This window comes from Janthinobacterium svalbardense (assembly GCF_002327145.1).
Classification (GTDB): domain Bacteria; phylum Pseudomonadota; class Gammaproteobacteria; order Burkholderiales; family Burkholderiaceae_D; genus Janthinobacterium; species Janthinobacterium tructae.
In genome coordinates this window covers 6181752-6208282 of record NZ_CP023422.1, presented here as the reverse complement: position 1 = coordinate 6208282, position 26531 = coordinate 6181752, and the positions used below count along the sequence as shown (strand labels likewise).

Sequence of the window (26531 nt, the reverse complement as noted above, 5' to 3'; positions counted from 1 at the left end):
GAAGGCCCAGCATAGGCAGCGGCGGGGCTGGCAGCCAGCGCGAAGTGACCAGCGGACGGCTGCTTGTGACGAATGGATCGCCTGGGACGGGTGTGGGACGTTACAATCGTGCAACTAATTTACCTGCTGAAGCCATGCGCGTCTCTTCCACCGACATGTTGCAACGTTATCAACGCTGGCGCCGCGTGGCCGAGCCAGGATTCTGGATCGTGCTGACTCTGCTGCAGGCCAGCGTTAACAGCTGGCTCGTGTGGCTCGACCTGCGGCGCGCCGGCGTCAATACGCCATTCTGGGAAGTGGCCGTGTGGGAGTGGAGCAGCAATCTGGTGTTGCTGGCGCTGGTGCCCGTGGTCGTGCTGGCGGGACAGTACCGGCCGCTGCACCTGGTGTTCCAGCGCCAGAACCTGCGCTGGCACCTGGCTGCGTCAGTCGTCTACAGCCTGGTGCATGTGGCGGCCATGGTGGCCTTGCGCAAAATTGCTTATTGGAGCCAGGGCAGCCACTATGATTTTGGCGACTGGTGGCGCGAGTTGCCGTATGAATACCTGAAAGATGTGCGTGCTTACTTCCTCGTCCTGCTGGCCGTGGGCTTTTACCAGTTGTTGCTGATGCGCTGGCAAGGCGAGGCGACACTGCTGGGCGAACCCGATGAAGGCCCAGCCGTGGAGCCGGTGCAGCAGCCGGAACGCTTCCTGGTGCGCAAGCTGGGCAAGGATTTTCTGTTGCTGGCTGCCGATATCGAGTGGATACAGGCCTGGGGAAATTATGTGAACCTGCATGTGCGCGGACACGATTATCCGCTGCGCTCGACCATGGCCGCCATCGAGCGCCGCCTCGACGGCAAGCGCTTTGTGCGCGTGCACCGCAGCTATATCGTCAACCTCGATTTTGTGCAGACGATCACGCCGCTGGAATCGGGCGATGCGCGCGCCGTGCTATCCACGGGCGGGGAAGTACCCGTCAGCCGGCGCTACCGCGATGCCTTGAAAAGTACCTGCTAAGTGGGCTGCAAGCCCGCCTTGCCGTCCTGGACGGTAAAGCGGGCCAGTGTCGCGATGCCCGATGCGCTGTCGCGCACATTCTCCAGGCCCTGGAACAGGGTCGTGGTTTTCTCTGGCGTGATCTCCATTAACATATAGCCGCGCTTGTCGCTGCGTCCGTAGCGGATGTGCGGGTTCATCGCCACATATTGCTCGGTGCGCGCCTGCGGGCGGGAGCTGGACGTGATGGAGGTACCGCAAAACTCGGTTGCCAGCACGGGATTGCTCTTGCCGGTGGGGCGCATGGCGTTGCGGCTCAGTTCCGTGGCATAAAAGGTGTGTACGTCGCCCGACAGCACCAGCGGGTTGCGGGCCTTGCTGCTGTGCAGGGCGTCGAGCAGGTGCTGGCGCGCCAGCGGGTAACCGTCCCAGCCATCGGTCCAGACGCGCTCGTCGCCGGGGCGCAGGATGGGCACCTGGCTCGATTGCGCCATCAGCGTTTGCTGGGCCAGGATATTCCAGTGCGCCGGGGATGTATCGAGACCGGTTTGCAGCCAGCGCTGCTGCTCCTCACCCAGCATGCTGCGGCCGGGTTTGCGCAAGTCGGGGCAGTTGCGCGTGGTGACGGAATTGGAGCCGCCGCGGCCCGGCCAGGCGCACGCGTGATAGGCGCGGTATTGCCGGTCGTCCAGTACGTGGAAGCGCGCCAGCCGACCCCAGTCATAGCGCTGGTAGATGCGCATGTCGACAAAGCCGCGTCGCCCCAGCGGCAACAGACGCAGCGGCATGTGTTCATAAAACGCCTGATAGGCTGCCGCGCGGCGCTGCAAAAAGGTGGGTGTGAGCAATTCGTCGCGGTCGTTGCCGTAATCGTTGGCCACTTCATGGTCATCCCAGGTGACGATCCACGGCGCAGCCAGGTGGGCGCCCTGCAAATCCTGGTCGCTCTTGTATTGCGCGTAGCGGGCGCGGTACTCGTCCAGGCTAAAGCTTTCGTGCGTGCGCATGGCGCGGCTCGGGTGCTGCAGCTGGTACGGTCCCCACTCATAAATGTAATCGCCGAGGAAGGCCACCAGATCGGGCGCGGCTGCTGCGATGTGCCGGTGCGCCGCATACGCGCCGAATTCCCAGTGCTGGCACGAAGCCACGGCCAGCTTCAGCGAGGAGGGCAGGCTGTCGGCGGCGGGCGCCGTGCGCGTGCGGCCCACGGGGCTGACGGCGTCGCCCAGCATAAAGCGGTACCAGTACCAGCGCCCGGGCGCCAGGCCGCCCACGTCGACGTGCACGCTGTGCGCGAGGGCGGGCGTGGCCGTGGCTTGCCCCTTGGCGACGACGCGCCGAAAAACCTCATCGGCGGCCACTTCCCAGCGTACGTTCAGGGCGATGGCGGGCGTGGCGCTTGCCTGCAGCGGGTCGTAGCAGATGCGCGTCCACAGCACGACGGCGTCCGGCAAGGGCGAGCCGGAGGCGACACCGAGCGCAAACGGATAGCCGTTGCCATTGCTGCGCGTGGCGGCGCTCGCGCTGGAGCCGGACAGCACGCTGCCGGCGGCGGCCAGCGCCGTGATGCGCGCAGCGCTCAGCAAGAAGATGCGGCGCTGGCTATCCATAGTGTGGAATTATTGCGACAATCAAGACGACAATAAGGTCTCGATCGGTGGCACCTTGCGCGGCTTGCGGTCGGAGTCCGTCGCCACATAGATCAGGGTCGCTTCCGTGACTTTCACGATGCACGCCTGCAGGCGGTTGCGCTCGGCATACACCTCGACATTGACGGTGATCGAGGTATTGCCAACCTTGACGATTTCGGCGTAGAAGGAGAGAAGATCGCCGACGAAGACGGGGTTTTTGAAGACGAAGGAATTGACGGCGATGGTGGCGACACGGCCATTGGCGCGCCGCGTGGCCGGCAGGGAACCGGCGATATCGACTTGCGCCATGATCCAGCCGCCGAACACGTCGCCGTACACATTGGCGTCGGACGGCGCGGGCATCATGCGCAATTCCGGCATTTTTCCGGCGGGCAGGCCGGAGGCGAGGCAGTTATCAGGACGGTCGGGGGAGGTGCTCATCTTTTATTCTCATGAAAGGCTACAATTGCCCCGATTGAACCATAAAAAGCCGACCTTCGCCATGCGCCGTTCCCAGACTCCTCCTCCGCCCCGCTCGCCAGCCTCCGCCAGCCACAGCGATTTCGCCACCATCAAGACCTTGCTGCCGTATCTATGGGTCTACAAATGGAGAGTATTGCTGGCGCTGCTATGCCTGGTGGGCGCCAAGCTGGCCAACGTGGGCGTGCCCCTGATCCTGAAAAAACTCGTCGACGCCATGACGATCACGGCGGCCCATCCGCAAGCGCTGCTGGTGTTACCGGTCGGCTTGCTGGTGGCGTATGGCTTGCTGCGCCTGTCGACCACCTTGTTTACGGAATTGCGCGAATTCCTGTTTGCCAGGGTCACGCAGCGGGCCGTGCGCACCATCGCGCTGCAAGTGTTCCGCCACCTGCATGCCTTGTCCCTGCGTTTTCATTTGAATCGCCAGACGGGCGGCATGACGCGCGATATCGAACGGGGCACGCGCAGCGTCGGCTCGCTCATTTCCTATACTTTGTTCAACATCTTGCCGACCCTGGTGGAAATCACCCTCGTGCTCGGCTATCTGGTCTTGCATTACGACATATGGTTCAGCGTGATCACGGCGGTGGCGCTGGTGTCCTACATTGCGTTTACCGTCTTGGTGACGAACTGGCGCACGCATTTCCGCCGCACCATGAACGACCTCGACTCCAAGGCGAATACCAAGGCCATCGATTCGCTGATCAACTATGAAACCGTGAAATATTTCGGCAACGAGGATTACGAGGCGAAGCGCTACGACGAAGGCTTGCAGCGCTATGAATCGGCGGCCGTCAAATCGCAGACTTCATTATCCCTGCTCAATACGGGCCAGTCCTTGATCATCGCCACGGCCGTCACCTTGATCCTGTGGCGTGCCACCGTGGGCGTGATCAACGGCAGCATGACCTTGGGCGACCTGGTGCTGGTGAACGCCTTCATGATCCAGTTGTACATCCCTCTCAATTTTTTAGGGGTTATTTACCGCGAAATCAAGCAAAGCCTGGCCGACATGGAACGCCTGTTTTCCCTGCTGAACGAAAACCGCGAAATCGCCGATACGCAGGACGCGAAGCCGCTCGTCACGCGGGGCGCGGCCGTGCGCTTTGCGCATGTGAATTTCAGCTATGAAGCCAAGCGGCAAATCTTGTTCGACGTGGATTTCCAGATTCCGGCCGGCACCACGACGGCCGTGGTGGGTCACAGCGGCTCGGGCAAGTCAACCCTGTCGCGTTTGCTGTTCCGTTTTTATGAAGTCGATGGCGGCAGCATCACCATCGATGGCCAGGATTTGCGCAGTATCACGCAGGATTCCTTGCGCGCCGCCATCGGCATCGTGCCGCAGGACACGGTGCTGTTCAACGACACCATCGAATACAACATCGCCTATGGCAAGCCGGGCGCCAGCAAGGACGCCATCGTGGCGGCGGCGAAAGCGGCGTCGATCCATGATTTTATTGAAAGCTTGCCGGATGGCTACAATTCCATGGTGGGCGAGCGGGGCTTGAAGCTGTCGGGCGGCGAAAAGCAGCGCGTGGCCATTGCCCGCACCTTGCTGAAGGACCCGGCCATCCTGATCTTCGACGAAGCGACGTCGGCGCTCGACTCCAAGGCCGAGCAGGCGATCCAGTCGCAACTGAAGGAAATCGCCAAAAACCGCACCACTCTGGTGATTGCGCACCGGCTGTCGACGGTGGCCGACGCCCAGCAAATCCTGGTGCTCGACCATGGCCGCATCGTCGAGCGGGGCACGCATCCGCAGTTGCTGGCGCTTGACGGCTTGTATGCGCAGATGTGGCAACGCCAGCAGGCGAATCGGGACGATGAGGCGGAAGAGGACGACGCGCTGGCGGGCCTGGCGCCGGCAAAATAAATCGGCGAGGCGAAATCAGTAGGAAAAATGCTACAGCCGCGCTGATTCCGGCGCGCGTATAGCGCCTATTTGACGGCAATCGCAGAAAACGGCTGGTTCGGCGCTGAAAATGAAATAAAATTAATTCCATTGGTGGCGTTTGCACCACAGTTGTTTCGTCCGGCTTTGTATCCGGTTTGTCCGTCCAGGAGAATTTATGAAATTGACCAAAATCATCGCCACGCTGCTCAGCGTCGGCGTCATCAGCAGCATGTCGCCAGTCCAGGCTCAGGAATTGACCGGCACCTTGGCCAAGATCAAGAAAGCCGGTTCCGTCACCCTCGGCGTGCGCGACGGCTCCGTTCCCTTCTCCTATCTCGATGACAAGCAGCAATACCAGGGTTATTCGATCGACCTGTGCATGAAAGTCGTCACGGCCCTGCAAAAGCACCTGGGCCTGACCGAACTGAAAGTAGTGATGAGCCCCGTCACCTCGGCCAACCGCATTCCGCTGATGGCCAACGGCACCATTGACCTCGAATGCGGCTCGACCACGAACAACCTGGAGCGCCAGCAGCAGGTGGCATTCGCGCCCACCATGTTTGTCATCGGCAACCGCGTGCTGTCGAAAAAAACCTCGAACATCAAGACGCTGGAAGACTTGCGCGGCAAGACCCTGGTCGCCACGGCCGGCACGTCGACCATCAAGCAGATGACGATTTTGAACAAGGAAAAGAACCTGGGCATGACCATTGCCGTCGGCAAGGATCATCCTGAATCGTTCCTGATGCTGGAAACGGGCCGTGCGGTGGCCGAAGCCAACGACGACATCTTGCTGGCGTCGCAAGTGGCCAACTCGAAAAACCCGAACGACTACGAAATCACCAAGGAAGCGCTGTCGGTCGAGCCATACGGCATCATGCTGCGCAAGAACGATCCAGCCTTCAAGAAAGTGGTCGACGACGCGCTGATCCGCTTGTACAAGAGCGACGACATCAACCGCATTTATGCGAAATGGTTTACCTCGCCTATCCCGCCGAAAAATATCAACCTGAAATTCCCCATGCCGGCGCAATTGAAGGCCGTGTTTGCGAATCCGACCGATTCCGGTGACCCGGCCGCGTATGCGGCCGTGCCCGAAGCGCAGAAGACTTCGGATAAACGGAAAAAGTAACAAGAGTGCGTAACAAATCGGGGGGCGCAAGCCTCCCGGTTTTATTTGCGGGGTAGGCGGCTGGCCGCTTTCCTCGAGCTGCATGGGAAGGATGATCATGAATTACAACTGGAATTGGCGCATCTTCTGGGAGATGTCCCCTGATGGCGTGGGCACGTATATGGATACCCTGTGGTCCGGCCTGGTGTGGACCCTGGCGACGGCCGGTGCGGCCTGGATCATGGCCTTGATCCTGGGCCTGGTGATCGGCACCGTCCGTACCCTGCCGAACAAATGGCTGGTGGGCGTGGCCAATGCCTACGTTGAACTGTTCCGCAATGTGCCGCTGCTGGTGCAGATGTTCCTGTGGTACTTCGTCATGCCGGAATTGCTGCCTCCGGACCTGGGCGCGTGGGTCAAGTCGCTGCCGAACGCGCCATTCATCACGGCCGTTTTATGCCTGGGATTCTTTACCTCCTCGCGCGTGGCCGTGCAGGTCACGACGGGTATCGAGGCGCTGCCGCGCGGTCAGAAACTGGCCGGCACGGCGCTGGGTCTGACCCTGCCGCAAACCTATCGTTTCATCTTGCTGCCGATGGCCGCGCGCGTCATCATGCCGCCGCTGACCAGCGAATTCTTGAACATCATCAAGAACAGTTCCGTGGCATTGACCATCGGCCTGATCGAACTGACGGCCAGTGCGCGCGCCATCCAGGAGTTTTCCTTCCAGGTGTTCGAGGCGTTTTCGGCTGCCACCATCATTTACGTTGTCGTCAATCTGCTGGTGGTGGTACTGATGCACCTGATCGAGAAAAAGGTCGCCATCCCGGGCTTCATCGTCGCCGGCGCCAAGACGGGAGGACATTGACATGTTAGGTAACTTCGATTTCGATGTCATCTCCCGCTCGTGGGTTTACCTGTTCCAGACCGGCATGGTCTTCACCCTGAAACTGACGGCGCTGGCCATGGTGGGCGGCATCGTGCTGGGCACACTGCTGGCGCTGATGCGCCTGTCCAGCAACCGCCTCATCTCGGGCGTGGCATCGAGCTACGTCAACCTGATACGCTCGATCCCGCTGGTGCTGGTGATCTTCTGGTTCTATTTCCTGGTGCCGTACATCGCCGCCTGGGTCATCGGCGCCGAGGAGCCTGTGAAAGTGGGCGCGTTTTCTTCCGCGCTGATCACCTTCATCATGTTCGAGGCGGCCTACTATTGCGAGATCATGCGCAGTGGCATACAGTCGATTCCCCGTGGCCAGGTATGGGCCGGGCAGGCGCTGGGCATGAATTACCTGCAGACCATGGGCAGCATCGTGCTGCCGCAGGCCTTTCGCAACATGATCCCCGTGCTGCTGACACAGACCATCGTGCTGTTCCAGGACGTGTCGCTCGTGTACGTGTTGTCGATCCCCGATTTCGTCGGCGCCGCCTCGAAAATCGCGCAGCGCGATGGCCGCCTGGTGGAAATGTATGTGTTTGTCGCCGTCGTGTATTTCGTGCTGTGCTATGCCTTGTCGTTCCTGGTAAAACGCCTGCAGAAACGCGTCGCCATCATTCGCTAACCGTAAAAGAAAGAACAAGATGATCGAACTCAATAACGTCAGCAAATGGTATGGCCAGTTCCAGGTACTGACCGACTGCACCACCGAGGTCGCCAAGGGCGACGTGATGGTCATTTGCGGCCCGTCCGGCTCCGGCAAGTCGACCCTGATCAAGACCGTCAACGGCCTCGAACCGATACAGCAGGGGCAGATCATCGTCGACGGTATCACCGTCAACGACCCGAAGACGAATTTGTCGAAATTGCGCGCGCGCATCGGCATGGTGTTCCAGAATTTCGAGCTGTTCCCGCATCTGTCGATCCGCGAAAACCTGACCATCGGCCAGATCAAGGTGCTCGGTCGCAGCGCCGACGAAGCCAATGCCAAGGGCTTGAAATACCTGGACCGCGTGGGCCTGCTGTCGCAGCAGGATAAATTCCCCGGCCAGCTGTCGGGCGGCCAGCAGCAGCGCGTGGCGATCGCGCGTGCGCTGTCGATGGACCCGATCGCCATGCTGTTCGACGAGCCCACTTCGGCCCTCGACCCGGAGATGATCAACGAGGTGCTCGACGTGATGGTGGGCCTGGCGCAGGAAGGCATGACGATGATGGTCGTCACCCATGAAATGGGCTTTGCCAGGCGCGTGGCCAACCGCATCGTCTTCATGGACCAGGGCAAGATCATCGAGGATTGCAGCAAGGATGACTTCTTCAACACCACGCGCTCTGACCGTGCGCGCGATTTCCTGGCCAAGATCATCCATTAATTTTTCATTTTTTGAAGTAGAGTACGGATGCCTGACATGAAACACATAGCCGGTGCCATGCTGGCGCTGGGCCTGCTCGCGCATGCCCACGCGGCCGACAGGATCGCCGTCGACATCGCCCTGCGCGACGCCACCCTGATCGACGTTGCCGCCGGTAGCACCGTCAAGGGCAAGAACGTGCTGCTCAAGGGCGACAGCATCGTCGCCGTCGTCGATGACGCGCAGCTGCGCGGCTACGCGCCGAAGCGGACCATCCGCCTGCCCGGAAAATACCTGATGCCGGGCCTGTGGGATACGCACGTGCATTTCGGCGGCGGCCCCGAGCTGATCGACGAGAACAAGCAGCTGCTGCCCTTGTACCTGGCGCATGGGATTACCACGGTGCGCGACTGCTCGGGCGACTTGCCCGACACGGTGCTGGCATGGCGCCAGCAGATCAACGCGGGCCAGCTGCAAGGCCCGACGATTTTTACTTCCGGCGCCAAGCTCGAAGGCATCAAGCCGCTGTGGAAGGGCACCATCGAAGTGGGCACGCCGCAGGAGGTCACGCGCGCGTTGGATGGCCTGCAGGCGCAGCAGGTCGACTTCGTGAAAATCACGGAAAATACCCTGAAGCCGGAGCTGTACCTGGAAGCGCTGCGCCAGGCGCGCGAGCGGGGCATGCGCACTTCGGGCCATATCCCTGTGCAGCTGACCCTGGAGCAGATGGCCGATGCGGGCCTGGGCACGATCGAACATCAATCGTACCTGCTGCGCGCCACCACGCCGCGTGAACAGGAGCTGACGGCCAAGGTGGCCGCCGGCGCGATGACGGGCAAGGAAGCCATGCACGCCAGCGTGCAAAGCTACGACGAGCCGACGGCGCGCAAGGCCTTCAGCTATCTGGCTGCACGCGGCACGGCCATCGTGCCGACCCTGTGGGGTTCGCGCGTGACGGCGTACCTGGACCGCGAAGACCACACGCACGATCCCGCCCTGCAATACATCGGCAAGGGCTTGCGCGCCACCTACGACTGGCGCGTGCAGCGCGCCGCCAAGGATGGCCCGGACGCGATCGTCCAGCGCCATGCGCAGTTCGAGCAATCGGCAAAGCTGCTGCCGATTTTGCAGCAGCAGGGCGTGAGCATCATCGCCGGCACCGATGCGGGCTTTTTGAATTCCTTCGATTATCCGGGCCAGGCCCTGCACGATGAAATCGGCCTGTACGTGCAGTACGGCCTGACGCCGCAGCAAGCCTTGCAGTCGGCTGTCATCAACGGTCCCCGCTTCCTGGGCAAGCTGGAGCGCTACGGCAGCGTGGCGGCCGGCAAGGCGGCCGATTTGCTGGTGCTCGACGCGAACCCGCTGCAGGACATCAAAGCCACGCGCCAGATCCGCCTGGTGGTCAGCCGTGGCCACGTGTACGACCGCGCCGCGCTGGACCAGATGCTGGCCGATATTCGCGCCTGGGTGGCGCAGCAGGAGACGGCGCCGGCCGAGTCCTGATCTTCTGCGTTCTCTTTTAGTAAAAACGGCCGGTTGATACCGGCCGTTTTGCCGTCTGTCAGCCGCTCGCGCTTGGTTTGCCGCAAACGATCTCCAGTCAATCCGCCGTACGCTGATTCTTTACCAGTCAAATCCTTCCAATTTATACTAGTAAAGGTATAATTCATGAAGATCACTCCAAAGCCTCACAAGCCGCTGGTGTGGGTTGCTTCCACCAAGAAAGAGTTGATGGCCTTGCCTGTGGACATCCGTTCATTCTTCGGCCATGCGCTGGACCTGGCGCAGCGCGGTGACCGCCATGACAGCGCCAAGGTATTGCACGGTTTTGGCTGTGCTGGCGTGCTGGAAATCATCGACGATGGTGTGGGTGGCACCTATCGCGCCGTCTACACGGTGAAGTTCGAGGAGGCGGTGTTCGTGCTGCACTGTTTCCAAAAGAAGAGCAAGAGCGGTATCGCGACGCCGAAGCAGGAAATGGATCTGGTGCGCGCCCGCCTGCAGAGTGCACAACAATGGATCGAGGAGTTACGCCATGAAAAAACATATCGTCGATGAGACCGAGTTTGAACTGTCCAGCGGTAACGTCTTTGCCGACCTGGGCCTGCCCGGCGCCGACAAGCTGCAAATCAAGTCCGGCCTGGTGGGGGAAATCCGCAATGCCATGCGCAAGCTGGAATTGACGCAGGAAGAAGCGGCGCGGTGCATGGGGATCGCGCAACCCAAGGTCTCGGGCATGTTGCGTGGCGATTTTTCCGGTCTGTCCGAACGCAAACTGATGGATTGCCTGAACCGCCTCGGTTACGACATCGAGATCAGCGTCAAGCCGGCCGCCAACGCTATCGGCCACCTGAAACTGGCTGTCGCCTGAGCTTCCTCACTCGCGTCCCCTGGCCTGTGCTGCTGCCCTGCGGCTGGTAAAATGGCGTTATTCGCAATGACCGCCTGAGAGCAGCCGCCATGTCCACACTCGATCACACCCCAGCCGCCGTCCCATCTTCCATCACCATCACCCGTCCTGACGACTGGCATCTGCACCTGCGCGATGGCGCCGTCATGGCCAGCGTGCTGCCGCACAGCGCGCGCCAGTTTGGCCGCGCCATCGTCATGCCGAACCTGAAGCCGCCCGTCACCACCACGGCCGATGCCAGCGCCTACCGCGAGCGCATCCTGGCCGCTGTGCCGCAAGGCGTGAACTTTGATCCGCTGATGGTGCTGTACCTGACGAACAATACTTCGCCCGACGAAATCCGCCGCGCGCAGGACAGCGGCATCGTGCAGGCTGTGAAGCTGTATCCGGCCGGTGCCACGACGAATTCCGACCTGGGCGTGACGGATTTGAAGAATTGCTACAAGGTGCTCGAAGTGATGCAGGAAGTGGGCATGCCCTTCCTCGTGCACGGCGAAGTGACGGACCCGGAAATCGACATCTTCGACCGCGAAGCCGTCTTCATCGAGCGCGTGATGCGTCCGCTGCGCAGCGCCTTCCCGGCCCTGTCCGTGGTGTTCGAGCACATCACCACCAAGGATGCGGCGCAGTATGTGGCCGAAGCGGAAGGCCCGATCGCCGCCACCATCACGGCGCATCATCTGCTGTACAACCGCAACGAGATTTTCAAGGGCGGCATCCGCCCACATTACTACTGCCTGCCCATCCTCAAGCGCGAAGAGCACCGCCTGGCGCTGATGACGGCCGCCGCCAGCGGCGACGAGCGTTTCTTCCTCGGCACCGACTCGGCGCCGCACGCGCAAGGCGCCAAGGAAATGGCTTGTGGCTGCGCCGGTTGCTACACGGCCCTGCACGCGATGGAAATGTATGCCGAAGCGTTCGAACGGGCCGGCGCGCTGGATAAACTGGAAGCGTTCGCCAGCTTCCACGGCCCGGCCTTCTACGGCGTGCCGCGCAACACGGACAGCATCACCTTGAAGCGCGAAAGCTGGACCTTGCCAGCCTCGCTGCCGCTGGGCGACAGCCACGTGATTCCGCTCAACGCGGGCGAGCAGATCAACTGGAAAATGGTCTAAGCGCTCCATGCTGCCATCGATAGACTGGACCCGTCCCTGGTTTGCCACGGTGCTGCCGGCGCGACGGCAGCTGGACCTGCAGCGCGACACGGTGATTGTGGCGCTGAACGGACGGGCGCGGGCGCTGGACTTGTGCAATCCCACCGGCCTGCCGCTGGCCTTCGTACCGCAAGCGGACTTGCCCGAAGGCGTGGCCTATGAAGAGTTCATCGGCGCGACGGGCGGCGTGCCCACGCGCGACAATCTGCACGATTTTTTCAACGCGCTCGTGTGGCTCACCTTCCCGCGCATCAAGCGGCAGCTGAACGCGCTGCAGGCGGCGCAGATCGCCCTGTCCGGCGTCGGCAAATCGCGTGGTCCGGCACGCGATGGTGCGACGATTTTCGATGAGAATTCCGCCTTGCTGGTGCTGCGCGACAGCGATGCCGGACGCGCGCTGGAAGCGGCGCTGCGCGGGCACGACTGGCGCAGCGCGTTCATTGCGCAGCGCGAGAAATTTGGCACCGGCGGCGATGCCGAAGTCTGGCTGTTCGGCCACGCGCTGATGGAAAAACTGGTAGCGCCGCGCAAGGCCATCACGGCGCACACGCGCGTGATCTTTGCCGGCGACGCCTACTTCGCACTCGATGATGCGGCACGCCGCGCCTGGCTCGACGAGCGCGTGGCGCAAGACCTGGCCCGTGATGGCTTGACGACAGCCGACTTCACGCCGCTACCCGTGCTGGGTTTACCCGGCTGGTGCGAGGGGCAGGACGACGATTTTTACAATGACGCGGCGGTGTTCCGCCCGAAGCGCAAGGCTGCTGGCGCAGAAAGAGATCAATAGCATGGAAAACACCGTCCGCTGGGGCATCCTCGGCACCGGCAAGATCGCCCGCGCGATGGCCCAGGGTTTGCGCGATGCGCCCGGCGCGCAACTGGTGGCGGTCGCTTCGCGCAGCGATGTCGGCGCGCAGGCCTTCGGTGCCGAATTCGGCATCGAACGTTGCCACGGTTCCTACCAGGCGCTGGCCATGGACCCCGGCGTGGACGTGATCTACATCGCCACGCCGCACACCCTGCATGCGGAAAACGCCTTGCTGTGCCTGGTCGCCGGCAAGCACGTCGTGTGCGAAAAACCGTTCACCATGAACGCGCGCGAAGCGCAGGCCGTGGTCGATCTGGCGCGCGACAAAAAACTGTTTTTGATGGAAGCCATGTGGAGCCGTTTCCTGCCAGCCGTGCAGGAAGCGCAGCGCATCATCGCCAGCGGCGAAATCGGCGTGCTGCAGCAAGTGCAGGCCGATATCGGCTTTGTCGCCAATTTCCCGCCCGAGCACCGCATGTTCAATCCCGAACTGGGGGGCGGCGCGCTGCTCGACGTGGGCATCTATCCGCTGTCGATGGCGGCGTTTTTCCTCGGCCCGGTATCGCAGGTGCAGGCGCTGGCTGAAATGGGCGCCACCGGTGTCGATGAGCAGGTCGTGTTTTCCCTGCTGCACGCGGGTGGTGGCACCTCGTCCTGCGCTTGCAGCCTGCGCGCGCAAACGCCGACGGAAATGACCATTTCCGGTAGCCTGGGGCGGATTCGCCTGCCCAACCGTTTTTACAAGCCCGATCATCTGATCGTCGAAACGATGGATGGCGAACGCCGCGTCGTCGCCATGCCCCACCTGGGCAATGGCTACGCGCATGAGGCGATCGAAGCGATGCGCTGCATCCGCGCCGGCCTGCTGGAAAGTCCCGTCATGCCGCACGCGGACAGCGTGGCGCTGATGCACAACCTTGACACCATGCGTGGCCAGATCGGTCTGGTGTATCGCTCCGATCTCAGCGCCGACCGGGCGTGAACAGGCCTAAACAGGAATCCTCCATGACATTGCCCTCATCCCGCCCCAGCCTGAAAACCGTCCTCATCGCCAGCGGCGTCGTGCTGACCCTGGCGATGGGCGTGCGCCACGGCCTGGGCTTCTGGATGCAGCCGATCTCGCAAGCGAATGGCTGGACGCGCGAAACGTATTCGCTGGCGCTGGCCATGCAAAACCTGATGTGGGGCGTCTTCGGCCCGTTCGCCGGCATGGCGGCCGACCGCTTCGGCACCATGCGCGTCGTCATCGTCGGTGCCATCAGCTACATGGCGGGCCTGGTGTGGATGGCGCTCGTGACGCAACCGGTCCTGTTCATCGCCGGTTCCGGTATCTTCATCGGCCTGGCGCTGGCCTGCACTGCCTTTGGTGCCATCAGCGGCATCATCGGGCGCAGCGCGCCGCCCGAGCAGCGCTCGTGGGCCTTCGGCATCTCGTCGGCGGCCGGCTCGTTCGGCCAGTTCCTGATGATGCCGGTGGAGCAGCAGCTGATATCCGCCGTGGGCTGGCAGAACGCCTTTTATGTGCTGGCTGCGCTGGTGCTGCTGGCGATGATCCCGATGGCCTTCTACCTGCGTGAGCCGCCCGTCTCGCACGCCAGCGGCCCGCAGCAAAGCGTTGGCGCGGCCTTCAGCGAAGCCATCGCCAGCCGCTCGTTCTGGCTGCTGCTGGCAGGATATTTTGTCTGCGGTTTCCAGCTGGTCTTCATCGGCGTGCATTTGCCGGCCTACCTGAAGGACCAGGGCCTGATGAATCCGAACATCGCCGTCACGGCGCTGGCGCTGATCGGCCTGTTCAACATCGTCGGCTCCTACTACGCGGGCAAACTCGGTGGCAAGATCGCCAAGCGCTACCTGCTGTCGGCCATCTACGTGACGCGCGCCGTGGTCATCACACTGTTCCTGCTGGCGCCCTTGTCGGCGTGGTCGGTGTACCTGTTTGCCGCCGGCATGGGCGTGCTGTGGCTGTCGACGGTGCCGCTGACGAACGGGATCATCGCCGGCATCTTCGGCGTCAAGCACCTGTCGATGCTGGCCGGGATGGTGTTCTTCTCGCACCAGGTGGGCAGTTTTCTGGGCGCGTGGCTGGGCGGCTATCTGTACGAGCACCAGGGCAGTTACCACATCGTCTGGATGATCACCATCGGCTTGGGGCTCATGGCCGCGCTGATCAACCTGCCCATCGACGAGCGCGCCGTCAAGCGCGTGGCGGTGGCCGCGTAATGGCCAGTTGGCGCACATGGCTGTGGCGCCTGGCTGGCGCCGCGCTGCTGGCCATCGTCTTCCTGGCCTATCTGCGTCCAGATTTCATGCTGGACCTGGCGAACCGCTTCTGGATGTGCATGTAGCCCCATTGAAGGATGAATGATTTGAGTTTCCATTTTACTGCGGCTGATGTTGCCGCCAGTTTTGATGCGGGCACCTTGAATCGCGGCCGCGACTATGCGCGCCGCGGCAAGGTGCTGGCCGTCACGGCCGATGGCGATGCGATCAAAGGCAAGGTCAGCGGCAGTGGCGGTCAACGTTACCGGCAAACGGTGCGGCTCAAGCCAGGCCTGCGCGGCGTGCGTTTCGATGGTGATTGCAGTTGTCCCATGGATTACAACTGCAAGCATGTGGCGGCGCTGCTGCTGCGTTATTTGGAGTTGAACAAAAATACTCCCGCTGGCGCGTCCGATGCGCTCGCTTCCTGGATGGGGGCCGTGGCCAAGGCCTTGACTGAAGCGCCCACAGTGAAGAGCAGCCTTGTTGCCGATAAGATTATCTATCGCGTAGTCTATGTCTTGATGCCCAATGATGTCGGTCGCCTCGATCTGTATTTGTGCCGTGCGCGCCTGCGCGCTGACGCGATGATCGCAGCGGCGACAATGCTGCCTTACAGCTATGATTTAATGATGAAGCCGCCTGCCTATGTGACGCCGGCCGACCGTTACGCAAACTATCGGTTTGGACTGCTGAGCGGCTTGGGGGGCTATGGCAAAGTCTCGGCCGAACCGCATGGCGCTGTTGGTGCGCAGTTGTTGCGTGATTTGGCGCAGGCGGGGCAACTGTACTTCGCTGCCACGCGCGACGCGCTCAAAACGGGACAGTTGCAGCCATTGCATCTGTCGCCTGCGCGCGCCTCTCGCCTGGGATGGTCTGTGCCCGATGACGTCGATGGCGGCGTGCGCCTGCGCTGGGAATTGGCCGATGGCGCGGCGCTGGAGTACATGCTGCCGACCGAGCCTCCCATGTACGTGCAGGGTGCTGACATTGGCGAGCTGGGCATTCCTGATGGCGCGGCCATGATCCCGGCGCGCGACTTGCGGTCGCTGGTAGCGATGGCGCCGCGCGTGGCCGGTCCGGCTCGTGAGCAGGTAGCGACACAATTGGCGGCGCATGGTTTGGTGCGAGTGATTCCGCCACCGCCGCTGCCGCGCCAAACGGTGCGCAGCGATATCAAAGCCACGCCCTTCCTGCTGCTCGCCAGCCTTGACAACGGCGCTGCCGAATCGGCATGGCACGATTTTGCTCTGCTGGCCTTCGACTACGATGGCGTACGCGTCTCGGCCGATCCGGCGCAGGCGGCCATGCGCCATGGCGCCGGCGGCACCGAGGTGATTAAACGCGACAGCGCCGCGGAGGCGCAGGCCGTCGCCGTGCTGCGCGCACTGGGCTTCGCCGATGCCGCAGGGCAGGATTCGCCATTGCGTTCGCTGGCGGGCGCGCAACAGTTGCCGGAGCAAGCCGCCTGGATAGCCTTCGTGGCGCAGGGCTTGCCAGCCTTGCGCCAGCAGGGCTGGCTGGTCGAATACGGTCCCGGCTACCGCTACGATCTGGCATCGGTCGACGATTGGTATGCCGAGGTGGCGGAAGACGGCGAGGGTGGCAACGCCTGGTTCGAGCTGGAACTGGGCATCGTCGTCAATGGGCAGCGCGTCCCCTTGTTGCCGGTGCTGCTGCAATGGATACGCGAGGCGCCCGATCACTTCGATCCGGCCGCGCTGGCGCTGCGCGACGATGCCGAACACCTGATCGCCAGTCTGCCTGGCGGCATGCGGGTGGCCCTGCCGTGGAGCCGCATCAAGCCCATCCTGCATACCCTGGGCGAGCTGTATTTCAAGGAGCGTATCGGCGCCCGCGTGCGCTTGCCGGTGCTCGATGCGGCGCGCCTGGCGGAACTGGAAGCGAGCGCGCAGTTGCGCTGGACGGGCGGCGAGAGGCTACGCCAGCTGGGCGCCCGGCTGTGCGGTTTCGATGGCGTGGCGCCGGTTGCCGTGCCGGCCGGCCTGCAGGCAAGTTTGCGTCCCTACCAGAGCGAAGGGCTGGCATGGATGCAGTTCTTGCGCGAGTACCAGTTCGCCGGCATCCTGGCCGATGATATGGGGCTGGGGAAAACCATCCAGACGCTGTCCCACATCCTGCTGGAAAAGGAGGCGGGCCGGCTGACGTCGCCGGCGCTGGTGGTCGCGCCGACTAGCCTGATGGGCAATTGGCAGGCCGAAGCGGCGCGCTTCGCGCCCGCCCTGAGAGTGCTGCTGCTGCACGGACCGCAACGCGCGCAGCATTTCGAGCAGATGGGGCAATACGACCTGGTGCTGACCACGTATGCGCTGCTGCCGCGCGACGAGGAAGCCTTGCGCCGCCAGCACTTTCATTTGCTGATCCTGGACGAGTCGCAATACATCAAGAACAGCAATTCGAAGGCCGCGCAGACGGCGGCGCTGCTACCGGCCACGCACCGCTTGTGCCTGACCGGCACGCCGCTGCAAAATCACCTGGGCGAGTTGTGGGCGCAGTTTCACTTTCTGATGCCAGGCTTGCTTGGCGATCAAAAACCTTCAACGCCGAGTTCCGCAAACCGATAGAAAAGCTCGGCGATGGCGCGCGCAACGCTTTCCTGGTACGGCGCATCAAGCCGTTTCTGCTGCGCCGTACCAAGGACACGGTGGCCAAGGAGTTGCCGGCCAAGACAGAAATGGTGCGCGAAGTCGAACTGGCCGGCGCGCAGCGCGATCTGTACGAAACGGTGCGCCTGGCGATGGCCGAAAAAGTGCGCGTGGCGATCGCCGCCAAGGGCCTGGCGCGCAGCCAGATCGTGATCCTGGACGCCTTGCTCAAGCTGCGCCAGGTCTGTTGCGACCCGCGCCTGGTGGCCGGCGCCGGCAAGAAAGGCATGGCGCCGTCGGCCAAGTTGGTGGAATTGATGCAGATGCTCGAAGCGTTGCTGGCCGAAGGGCGCAAAGTGCTGGTGTTCTCGCAATTTACCAGCATGCTGGCGCTGATCGAAGAGCAGTTGCGCGAGCGCGGCATCGCGTATGCCTTGCTGACCGGCGAGACCCGGGATCGCAGCGCGCAGGTCGACATCTTCCAGCAAGGCAGCGTGCCGCTATTTTTGATCAGCCTGAAGGCGGGCGGCGTCGGCTTGAACCTGACGGCGGCCGATACCGTGATCCACTACGATCCGTGGTGGAATCCGGCGGTGGAAAACCAGGCCACCGACCGCGCCTGGCGCATTGGCCAGGACAAGCCGGTATTCGTCTACAAATTGATCGCCAAAGGCACGCTGGAAGAGAAAATCCAGGAAATGCAGCGCCGCAAGGCCGAACTGGCCGATGCCGTATTGGCCCAGGGTCCCGCGCAAGCACTGGCGATCACGCAAGACGACTTGCAGGCGATTTTTGCGCCCTTGAACAGCGCTTAGACCTTCAAAAACTCTTCCTTGCCACCCAGCCAGCGCGCCAGATGCGCTTCCACGGTGGCCGCCGCCGCCGCCGTGGTGGCGTGCAGCAGATCGTGCGCCACGTCGCGCGCCTGATCGACCAACCATTGATCCGTCTCCAGGTCGGCGAAGCGCAGCATGGCCTGGCCGGACTGGCGCGCGCCAAGAAACTCCCCGGGGCCGCGGATTTCCAGGTCGCGGCGGGCGATTTCAAAACCGTCCGTCGTCTCGCGCATGGTCATCAAACGCTGGCGCGCCACGCCGCCCAGCGGGCCCTGGTACAGCAGCAGGCAGACGCTGGCCGCCGTGCCGCGCCCCACGCGGCCGCGCAACTGGTGCAGCTGCGACAAGCCAAAACGCTCGGCGTGCTCGATCACCATCAGCGAGGCGTTCGGTACGTCGACGCCCACCTCGATGACGGTGGTGGCCACCAGAACGTGGATCTGGCCGGCGATGAAGGCGTCCATCACTGCCTGTTTTTCCGCCGGCTTCAGGCGACCATGCACCAGGCCCACCTGCAGCGCGGGCAAGGCTTCTGCCAGCATCATGTAGGTGTCGGTCGCTGTTTGCAGCTGCAGCGCTTCCGATTCCTCGATCAGCGGGCAGACCCAGTACACTTGCCGGCCTTCCAGCGCGGCCGCATACACGCGGGCGATGACTTCGTCGCGCCGGTTCTGGTCGATGGCGCGCGTGACGATGGGGCTGCGTCCGGGCGGCAGCTCGTCGATCACCGACACTTCCAGGTCGGCGTAATACGTCATGGCCAGGGTGCGCGGGATCGGCGTGGCCGACATCATCAACTGGTGCGGCACGGCCGCGCTGTCGCCCTTGTTGCGCAGGGTCAGGCGCTGGCCCACGCCGAAGCGGTGCTGCTCGTCGACGATCACCAGTCCCAGTTTGGCAAACAGCACATTGTCCTGGATCAGCGCATGCGTGCCGATCACCAGCTGCGCTTCGCCCGATTCGATCAGGGCCAGCGCGGCCGTCTTTTCCTTTTTCTTCAGGCTGCCCGTCAGCCAGGCCACCTTCACGCCCAGCGGCTCCATCCAGGCGGCGATCTTGCGGAAGTGCTGCTCGGCCAGGATCTCCGTGGGCGCCATCAGCGCTGCCTGGTAGCCGCTGTCGATGGCCTGCGTGGCGGACAAGGCGGCGACGACTGTCTTGCCGCTGCCGACGTCGCCTTGCAGCAAGCGCTGCATCGGATACGGCTGGTGCAGGTCGGCGCGGATTTCCTCGAGCACGCGCGCCTGCGCGCCCGTCAGCTTGAAGGGCAGGGCGGCGCCGAAGGCATGCGACAGGGTGCCGACGACTGCTAGCTGTGCGGCGCCTTTCGAACGGCGCGCGCGCTGGGCGCGTTTCAGCGACAGCTGCTGCGCCAGCAGCTCATCGAATTTCATGCGCACCCAGGCCGGGTGCGAGCGGTCCATCAGCGCGCTTTCATCGATGTCCTGCGGCGGATAGTGCAGCAGGTGCACGGCGGCGCGGAACGGCGACAGCTGCATCTGGTGCAACAGCTCGTCAGGCAAGGTATCGTGCCAGTCGATGCGGCGCATGGCGTCGGCGATCTCGCGCCGCAGCACGTGCTGCGACAAGCCTTCGCCGGACGGATACACGGGCGTCAGCGCCGTGGGCAGGGGCGCGCCCTCGTTGACGACTTTATACGTCGGGTGCACCATCTCGGCGCCGAAAAAGCCGTGTTTGAGTTCGGCTCGCGCACGTACCCGCGTGCCTTCGGCCAGCTGCTTGACCTGGCTGCCGTAGAAATTCATGAAACGCAGCAGCAAATTGCCCGTTTCGTCGGCGATCGTCACCAGCAATTGCTTGCGCGGCTTGAAATTGACTTCGCATTTGGTGACGACGCCTTCCACTTGCCACGACTCGCCGCCGCGCAGGCAGGCGTCGCGTATCGTGTAGACCTTCGTCTCATCCTCGTAGCGCATCGGCAAGTGCAGCACCAGATCCATATCCGTGCGCAAGCCCAGTTTGGCCAGCCGGCTTTCCGTGCTGACCACTTTTTTGGCGGATTTCGGCTTCGCGGCAGGCTTGGCTGTGGGAGGAAGATCGGGCTTTGGATCGGACATATGCAAGGTTTTGGTGCCGCTAGCGTAAAATAGAGGGTTGTCCGGCACACCCTGTGCGTACCGCAGTCGGAAATTGTTGCGGCGGATTATTGTAATGCCTGTATAGGCGCACAGTATAGTGCCAGATGTTCCATTGCGCACTCCTAATCATTTTTGACGTACTTTTGAAGCAAAACGCATGTATTCGCTTTCCGATTTCGATTTTAATTTGCCGCAAGAAAACATTGCGCAAACTCCGTTGGCCCAGCGCAGCGCTTCGCGCCTGTTGCATCTGGACGGCGACGCCCTGGTTGACCGCAGCTTTGCCGATATCGTCGGGCTGTTGCAGGCGGGCGACCTGCTGGTGATGAACGATACCCGCGTACTCAAGGCGCGCTTCTTTGGCGTGAAGGAAAGCGGCGGCAAGATCGAGGCGCTGGTCGAGCGCGTGCTCGATGACCGCACCGTGCTGGCCCAGGTGCGCGCCTCGAAGTCGCCGCCGCCCGGCTGCCGCATCCGCCTGGCCGACGCCTTCGACGTGACGGTGGGCCAGCGCGCCGGCGAATTCTTTACCTTGCATTTCGAGGCCGACGTGTTCGAGCTGATCGAGGCGCATGGCCGCTTGCCGCTGCCGCCCTACATCGAGCACGATGCCGACGAGTTCGATGAAACGCGCTACCAGACCGTGTTCAACAAGGTGCCCGGCGCTGTCGCCGCGCCCACGGCGGGCCTGCATTTCGACCAGGCCCTGCTCGATCAACTGAAAGCCAAGGGCGTCAACTTTGCCTATGTAACCCTGCACGTGGGCGCCGGCACCTTCCAGCCCGTACGCACGGAAGTGCTGGCCGAACACAAGATGCATACCGAGTGGTACACCATGCCGCAGGACACCGTCGACGCCGTGCGCGCCACGCAACTTGCCGGGCGCGACGTGGTCGCCGTCGGCACGACCAGCTTGCGCGCGCTGGAATCGGCTTCGCAAAGCGGCCAGCTGGTGGCGGGCAGCGCCGATACGGCCCTGTTCATCACGCCCGGCTATGCGTTTAAAACGGTGACGCGGCTGATCACCAATTTCCATTTGCCGAAGTCGACCCTGCTGATGCTGGTGTCGGCCTTTGCCGGCTATGCGCCGATCCGCAACGCCTACGCGCATGCGATCGCGCAGAACTACCGTTTCTTCAGCTATGGCGATGCGATGCTGCTGACCACGCAATCGCGCGCTGCACTGAACCTTGATACTCCCGTGAAAGACTGACCATGCTGGAATTTACACTACTCAAGACCGACACGAGCGGCCTGACCCGCGCACGCCGCGGCACCTTGAAACTCAACCATGGCGTCGTGCAGACGCCGATCTTCATGCCAGTGGGCACTTACGGCACCGTGAAAGCCATGTCGCCGCTGGAACTCAATGAAATCGACGCGCAGATCATCCTGGGCAACACGTTTCACTTGTGGTTGCGTCCTGGCAACACCGTCATGGAGAAATTCGGCGGCTTGCACGGTTTCATGGGTTGGAACAAGCCGATCTTGACCGATTCGGGCGGCTTCCAGGTGTTTTCGCTGGGCGCCATGCGCAAGATCACGGAAGAGGGCGTGCATTTCAGTTCGCCCATCAACGGCGATAAACTGTTCCTCTCGCCGGAAGTATCGATGCAGGTGCAGCGCGTCTTGAATTCCGACATCGTCATGCAGTTCGACGAATGCACGCCGTACGAAATCGAAGGCCGCCCGGCCACGCTTGAAGAAGCGGCCAAGTCGATGCGCATGTCCTTGCGCTGGGCGCAGCGCTCGAAGGACGAGTTCCATCGCGGCGAAAATCCGAACGCGCTGTTCGGCATCGTGCAGGGTGGCATGTTTGAAATGCTGCGCGACGAGTCCCTGGCCAAGCTCGAAGAGATCGATTTCCCCGGCATCGCCATCGGCGGCCTGTCCGTCGGCGAGCCGAAGGAAGACATGATGCGCATGCTGGCCCACGTGGGCCCGCGCCTGCCGGCCAACAAGCCGCATTACCTGATGGGCGTGGGCACGCCGGAAGATCTGGTGGCTGGCGTGTCGAACGGTATCGACATGTTCGACTGCGTCATGCCGACGCGTAATGCCCGCAATGGTTGGCTGTTCACCCGTTTTGGCGACATCAAGATCAAGAATGCCAAGTACAAGGAAGACCAGGCGCCACTCGATGAGACCTGCAGCTGCTACGCCTGCCGCAACTTTTCGCGTGCCTACCTGCACCATTTGCACCGTTCCAAGGAAATCCTCGGCGCGCGCCTGAACACCATCCACAACCTGCATTACTACCTGGACTTGATGCGCCAGATGCGTGAAGCGCTCGACGAAGACCGTTTCCACGCGTTTACCCTGCAATTCCATGCGGAACGCGCACGCGGAACTTAAGAAAAGCTTAGCTTGAGCCCTGGCGGCGGCAGCGCTGGAAGTTTTGTGTATTGGTGCTTGGACTGGGGCGATAAAGCATTGCATAATGCCTTTTTAGCCCCACTTAAAGTTGCCATGCCTGCAATTCGGGTTATGACGTATAGCCAATGCTAGAATACAGCGCTATTTTTTCAAACTGATTAGAACTGGAGTCACCGTGTTTTTCATTTCCAACGCTTATGCGCAAGCCCCAACCGACGCCCTGGGCTTCGGCGGCAACCTGACCAGCTTCCTGCCGCTGGTATTGATGTTCGTGGTCATGTATTTCCTGATGATCCGTCCACAGCAAAAACGCGCCAAAGAACAACGGGCGATGATGGACGCGCTGGCCAAGGGTGACGAAGTCGTCACCGCTGGCGGCATGCTGGGCCGTGTTGTCAAGGTAGTGGACGCTTACGTCACCATCGAAGTGGCGACCGGCACCGAAGTCACGGTGCAAAAGAGCTCCATTACCACCTTGCTGCCTAAAGGCACCCTGAAGGCGCTGTAATTTCTCGCTGTCATTGCCTAGGCAATGATGCACCGGGGCGGCTACCCGCCGCCCCTCGCGACGCCTCCGACGCTCAACACTGAACGCTGAATCACTATGAATCGCTATCCTGCCTGGAAATACATCATCATCGTCGTCGCCTTATTGCTGGGCGCACTCTATACGGCGCCCAATTATTTCGGTGAATCACCGGCGCTGCAAGTAACCAGCGGCAAGTCGACCGTCAAAGTGACGAGCGAGCTGATGACGCAAGTCGCGGAAATATTGACGAAAGAAAACGTCAAGTCGGAAGGTGTGACCATGGATGGCGCTGGCAACCTCGCCTCCGTGCGCGTGCGTTTCGCCGATCCCGATACCCAGTTCAAGGCAAAACTGGTGCTGGAAAAGGACCTGAATACGGATGCCAGCGACCCTGCGTACATCGTGACGGTCAACCTGCAAGCCAATACGCCGATGTGGATGCAAAAATTGCATGCCTTGCCCATGTTCTTGGGCCTGGACTTGCGCGGCGGCGTGCACTTCCTGATGCAGGTCGATGCGAAAGCCGTACTGAACAAGAAAATCCAGGGCGTCCAGTCCGCCGCGCGTAGCGTGCTGCGCGACAAGAATATCCGTCACGCCGGCATCGAGCGCGTGGGTGACAGCGTGCAGATCAACTTCCGTGACGCGGAAACGCGCCTGAAGGCCAAGAATGTGCTGTCCGACCAGATGTCGGAACTGGCTTTTGCCGATGCGGGCGAAGGCAGCGATTTGAAACTGAACATCACCCTGAAGCCGGCGGCCCTGAAAGCGACTATCGACGAAGGCGTGAAACAGAATATCTCCACCCTGTCCAAGCGCGTCAATGAGCTGGGCGTGGCCGAGCCGCTGATCCAGCAGCAAGGTTCTGACCGCATCGTGGTGCAATTGCCTGGCGTACAGGACGTGGCCCGCGCGAAAGCCATCATCGGCCGCACGGCGACGCTGGAAGTGCGTCTGGTCGACGAAGGCATCGTGCCTGGCACGGAACTGTCGAGCGCCATCCCGTTCAACTCGGAACTGTTTACGGTTGGCAAGGGCGTGCCTGTCGTCCTGTCGAAGGATGTGATCCTGACGGGCGACTATATCTCCAGCGCGACGGCCAGCTTCGACCAGAATCAGCAAGCGGCTGTGTCGATCGACCTGAACGGCGACGGTGGCCGCAAGATGCGCGAAGCGACGCGTGAGCGCGTGGGCAAGCGCATGGCCATCGTGCTGTTTGAAAAGGGCAAGCCGGAAGTGCTGTCGGTGGCGACCATTCAGCAGGAACTCGGCTCGCGCTTCCAGATCACCGGCATGGGCGGCGCGGAAAACGCGAATGAACTGGCGCTGTTGCTGCGCTCGGGCGCCTTGTCCGCACCGATGACCGTCATCGAAGAACGCACGATCGGACCGCAACTGGGCGCGGAAAACATCGCCAAGGGTTTCCATTCGACCTTGTATGGCTTCATCGCCATCGCCATCTTCATGATCGCCTACTACATGCTGTTTGGCGCCTTCAGCGTGCTGGCCCTGGCCACCAACCTGCTGTTGCTGGTCGGCCTGCTGTCCATGATCCAGGTGACCCTGACCTTGCCAGGTATTGCCGCGATCGCGCTGGCGCTGGGCATGGCGATTGACGCCAACGTGCTGATTAACGAACGTATCCGTGAAGAGTTGCGCGCTGGCAGTACGCCACAAGCGGCGATCTCCGCCGGCTTCGACCGCGCCTGGGCCACGATTCTCGACTCGAACGTGACCACCCTGATCGTCGGCCTGGCGCTGCTGGCCTTCGGCAGTGGTCCCGTGCGCGGCTTTGCCGTCGTGCATTGCCTGGGCATCCTGACGTCGATGTTCTCCTCCGTGTTCGTGTCGCGCGGCGTGGTTAACCTCTGGTATGGCCGCAAGAAAAAGCTGACGACCTTGTCGATCGGCACGGTGTGGGTGCCGGGCACGAGCAAATAAGCGGCGGCCCAGACTCACCCAATAGCGACAACAGCGATCGCATCCGGCGGCCCAGCCGCCGGATGCACAGAATAGAACTCAGAGGATTTCATGGAATTTTTCCGGATCAAAAAGATATTCCCTTCATGCGCCATGCGTTGATTTTCAACGTCATTTCGGCCGTGACCTTCCTTGCCGCCGTCTTCTTCCTGTTCCACAAGGGCTTGCACCTGTCCGTGGAATTCAAGGGCGGCACCGTGATGGAGGTCAAATACCCGAAAGCGGCCAACCTTGAAGGCATACGCGGTACCCTGATCGGCCTCGGCTACGAAGAGCCGGGCGTGACCAGCTTCGATACGGCGCGCGACGTGATGATCCGCCTGCCGGTGGAAAAGGGCGTCAGCGCCGCGAACACCTCGCAGCGCGTGTTCGAAACCCTGTGCAAGGTCGAGCAAGGCACGACCAAGGGCATCGATACCGTCACCGACAAGGGCGAGCATGTGATCAAGAGCGCCTGTCTGGACGCCGCCGGCAACGAAGCGCTGGTGCTGCAGAAAGTCGAATTCGTCGGCCCGCAAGTGGGCGAGGAACTGACGCAGAACGGCTTGAACGCGCTGGTGATGGTGATCCTGGGCGTGATGGCTTACCTGGCCGTGCGCTTCGAGTGGAAATACGCCGTGTCGGCGATTATCGCCAACTTGCATGACGTGGTGATCATCCTGGGCTTCTTTGCCTTCTTCCAGTGGGAATTCTCGCTGACAGTGCTGGCGGCGATCCTGGCGGTGCTCGGCTACTCGGTCAACGAATCGGTGGTGATCTTTGACCGTATCCGTGAAAACTTCCGCAAGCAGCGCAAGGCTTCCGTGCATGAAGTGATCGACAGCGCGATCACCAGCACCATTTCGCGTACCATCATCACCCATGGTTCGACCCAGATGATGGTGCTGTCGATGCTGGTCTTCGGCGGCCAGACCCTGCACCATTTCGCACTCGCGCTGACCATCGGTATCTGCTTCGGTATTTACTCGTCCGTGTTCGTCGCGGCCTCGATCGCCATGTGGCTGGGCGTCAAGCGCGAAGACTTGATCAAGCCGGTCAAGGAAAAAGACGAAACCGACGGCGCCGTGGTGTAAGCGCAGGGCTTTT

General features: G+C 62.1%; 21 protein-coding genes and 2 pseudogenes. 20 read left to right on the top strand and 3 right to left on the bottom strand.

The genetic code is table 11. The features are described from left to right. The first annotated feature begins 134 nt into the window (after positions 1 to 134). Entirely contained in the window at positions 135 to 1001 is an 867-nt protein-coding gene (locus CNX70_RS27640; protein ID WP_096238166.1) for a LytR/AlgR family response regulator transcription factor, read from the top strand. Here the strand turns inward: CNX70_RS27640 and CNX70_RS27635 are convergent. Together CNX70_RS27635 and CNX70_RS27630 are read right to left on the bottom strand one after the other, a co-directional pair. Continuing rightward, positions 998 to 2590: an alkaline phosphatase D family protein gene (locus CNX70_RS27635; protein WP_096238165.1), complete on the bottom strand. Its 1593-nt coding sequence runs from the start codon at positions 2588 to 2590 to the stop codon at positions 998 to 1000. The two genes, CNX70_RS27640 and CNX70_RS27635, sit on opposite strands and share 4 nt — an antisense overlap. 21 nt (positions 2591 to 2611) lie before the next feature. Beyond that, positions 2612 to 2977, bottom strand: coding sequence for an acyl-CoA thioesterase (locus tag CNX70_RS27630; RefSeq protein WP_010401930.1), 366 nt, complete (start codon positions 2975 to 2977; stop codon positions 2612 to 2614). A gap of 136 nt (positions 2978 to 3113) precedes the next feature. Between CNX70_RS27630 and CNX70_RS27625 the strand changes: the two genes are divergently transcribed. From CNX70_RS27625 to CNX70_RS27565, 14 genes and pseudogenes are all read left to right on the top strand, one after another. Next, the gene (locus CNX70_RS27625; protein ID WP_096238713.1) at positions 3114 to 4967 is read left to right on the top strand and encodes an ABCB family ABC transporter ATP-binding protein/permease; all 1854 of its coding nucleotides are present in this window, start codon (positions 3114 to 3116) and stop codon (positions 4965 to 4967) included. Between the two features lie 196 nt (positions 4968 to 5163). Further along, positions 5164 to 6120: an amino acid ABC transporter substrate-binding protein gene (locus tag CNX70_RS27620; RefSeq protein WP_096238164.1), complete on the top strand. Its 957-nt coding sequence runs from the start codon at positions 5164 to 5166 to the stop codon at positions 6118 to 6120. Between the two features lie 97 nt (positions 6121 to 6217). Further along, a complete protein-coding gene (locus CNX70_RS27615; protein WP_096238712.1) occupies positions 6218 to 6967 on the top strand; it encodes an amino acid ABC transporter permease in 750 nt (249 codons plus the stop codon). Between the two features lies 1 nt (position 6968). Beyond that, positions 6969 to 7661: an amino acid ABC transporter permease gene (locus CNX70_RS27610; protein ID WP_096238163.1), complete on the top strand. Its 693-nt coding sequence runs from the start codon at positions 6969 to 6971 to the stop codon at positions 7659 to 7661. 19 nt (positions 7662 to 7680) lie between these two features. Further along, positions 7681 to 8406: an amino acid ABC transporter ATP-binding protein gene (locus CNX70_RS27605; protein WP_096238162.1), complete on the top strand. Its 726-nt coding sequence runs from the start codon at positions 7681 to 7683 to the stop codon at positions 8404 to 8406. A 36-nt stretch (positions 8407 to 8442) separates the two neighbouring features. Then, entirely contained in the window at positions 8443 to 9891 is a 1449-nt protein-coding gene (locus CNX70_RS27600; RefSeq protein WP_244198977.1) for an amidohydrolase family protein, read from the top strand. Positions 9892 to 10056: 165 nt separating this feature from the next. Continuing rightward, a complete protein-coding gene (locus CNX70_RS27595) occupies positions 10057 to 10446 on the top strand; it encodes a type II toxin-antitoxin system RelE/ParE family toxin (RefSeq protein WP_096238160.1) in 390 nt (129 codons plus the stop codon). Beyond that, complete coding sequence (locus CNX70_RS27590) at positions 10424 to 10759, top strand: helix-turn-helix domain-containing protein (protein ID WP_096238159.1); 336 nt, start codon at positions 10424 to 10426, stop codon at positions 10757 to 10759. The genes CNX70_RS27595 and CNX70_RS27590 overlap by 23 nt, the downstream gene beginning before the upstream one ends. Before the next feature lie 89 nt (positions 10760 to 10848). Next, positions 10849 to 11913: a dihydroorotase gene (pyrC, locus tag CNX70_RS27585; RefSeq protein WP_096238158.1), complete on the top strand. Its 1065-nt coding sequence runs from the start codon at positions 10849 to 10851 to the stop codon at positions 11911 to 11913. 7 nt (positions 11914 to 11920) lie between these two features. Beyond that, on the top strand, positions 11921 to 12739 hold the full coding sequence (locus tag CNX70_RS27580) for a DUF3025 domain-containing protein (RefSeq protein WP_096238157.1): 819 nt from the start codon (positions 11921 to 11923) through the stop codon (positions 12737 to 12739). A gap of 1 nt (position 12740) precedes the next feature. Then, entirely contained in the window at positions 12741 to 13742 is a 1002-nt protein-coding gene (locus tag CNX70_RS27575) for a Gfo/Idh/MocA family protein (protein WP_096238156.1), read from the top strand. Positions 13743 to 13765: 23 nt separating this feature from the next. Further along, positions 13766 to 14980 (top strand): MFS transporter, encoded by a 1215-nt coding sequence (locus CNX70_RS27570; RefSeq protein WP_096238155.1) that lies wholly within the window; start codon positions 13766 to 13768, stop codon positions 14978 to 14980. Further along, positions 14980 to 15105, top strand: a complete 126-nt coding sequence (locus CNX70_RS29175) for a hypothetical protein (protein WP_257620246.1) — start codon at positions 14980 to 14982, stop codon at positions 15103 to 15105. The genes CNX70_RS27570 and CNX70_RS29175 overlap by 1 nt, the downstream gene beginning before the upstream one ends. Before the next feature lie 12 nt (positions 15106 to 15117). Continuing rightward, positions 15118 to 18440 (top strand): annotated as a pseudogene (locus CNX70_RS27565) (DEAD/DEAH box helicase). Here CNX70_RS27565 and recG read toward each other — a convergent pair. Then, positions 18437 to 20539, bottom strand: a complete 2103-nt coding sequence (recG, locus tag CNX70_RS27560) for an ATP-dependent DNA helicase RecG (RefSeq protein ID WP_096238154.1) — start codon at positions 20537 to 20539, stop codon at positions 18437 to 18439. The pseudogene CNX70_RS27565 and the gene recG sit on opposite strands and share 4 nt — an antisense overlap. 178 nt (positions 20540 to 20717) lie before the next feature. Between recG and queA the strand changes: the two genes are divergently transcribed. The 5 genes and pseudogenes from queA (at position 20718) to secF (ending at position 26518) form a co-directional block, all read left to right on the top strand. After that, complete coding sequence (queA, locus tag CNX70_RS27555; RefSeq protein ID WP_096238153.1) at positions 20718 to 21773, top strand: tRNA preQ1(34) S-adenosylmethionine ribosyltransferase-isomerase QueA; 1056 nt, start codon at positions 20718 to 20720, stop codon at positions 21771 to 21773. A gap of 2 nt (positions 21774 to 21775) precedes the next feature. Then, positions 21776 to 22915, top strand: a complete 1140-nt coding sequence (gene tgt, locus CNX70_RS27550) for a tRNA guanosine(34) transglycosylase Tgt (RefSeq protein ID WP_096238152.1) — start codon at positions 21776 to 21778, stop codon at positions 22913 to 22915. 196 nt (positions 22916 to 23111) lie between these two features. Next, the gene (gene yajC / locus CNX70_RS27545) at positions 23112 to 23444 is read left to right on the top strand and encodes a preprotein translocase subunit YajC (RefSeq protein ID WP_096238151.1); all 333 of its coding nucleotides are present in this window, start codon (positions 23112 to 23114) and stop codon (positions 23442 to 23444) included. Between the two features lie 96 nt (positions 23445 to 23540). After that, positions 23541 to 25406, top strand: a complete 1866-nt coding sequence (gene secD, locus CNX70_RS27540) for a protein translocase subunit SecD (protein ID WP_096238150.1) — start codon at positions 23541 to 23543, stop codon at positions 25404 to 25406. 90 nt (positions 25407 to 25496) lie between these two features. Beyond that, a pseudogene (secF, locus tag CNX70_RS27535) lies at positions 25497 to 26518 on the top strand (protein translocase subunit SecF). The last annotated feature ends 13 nt before the right edge of the window (positions 26519 to 26531 follow it).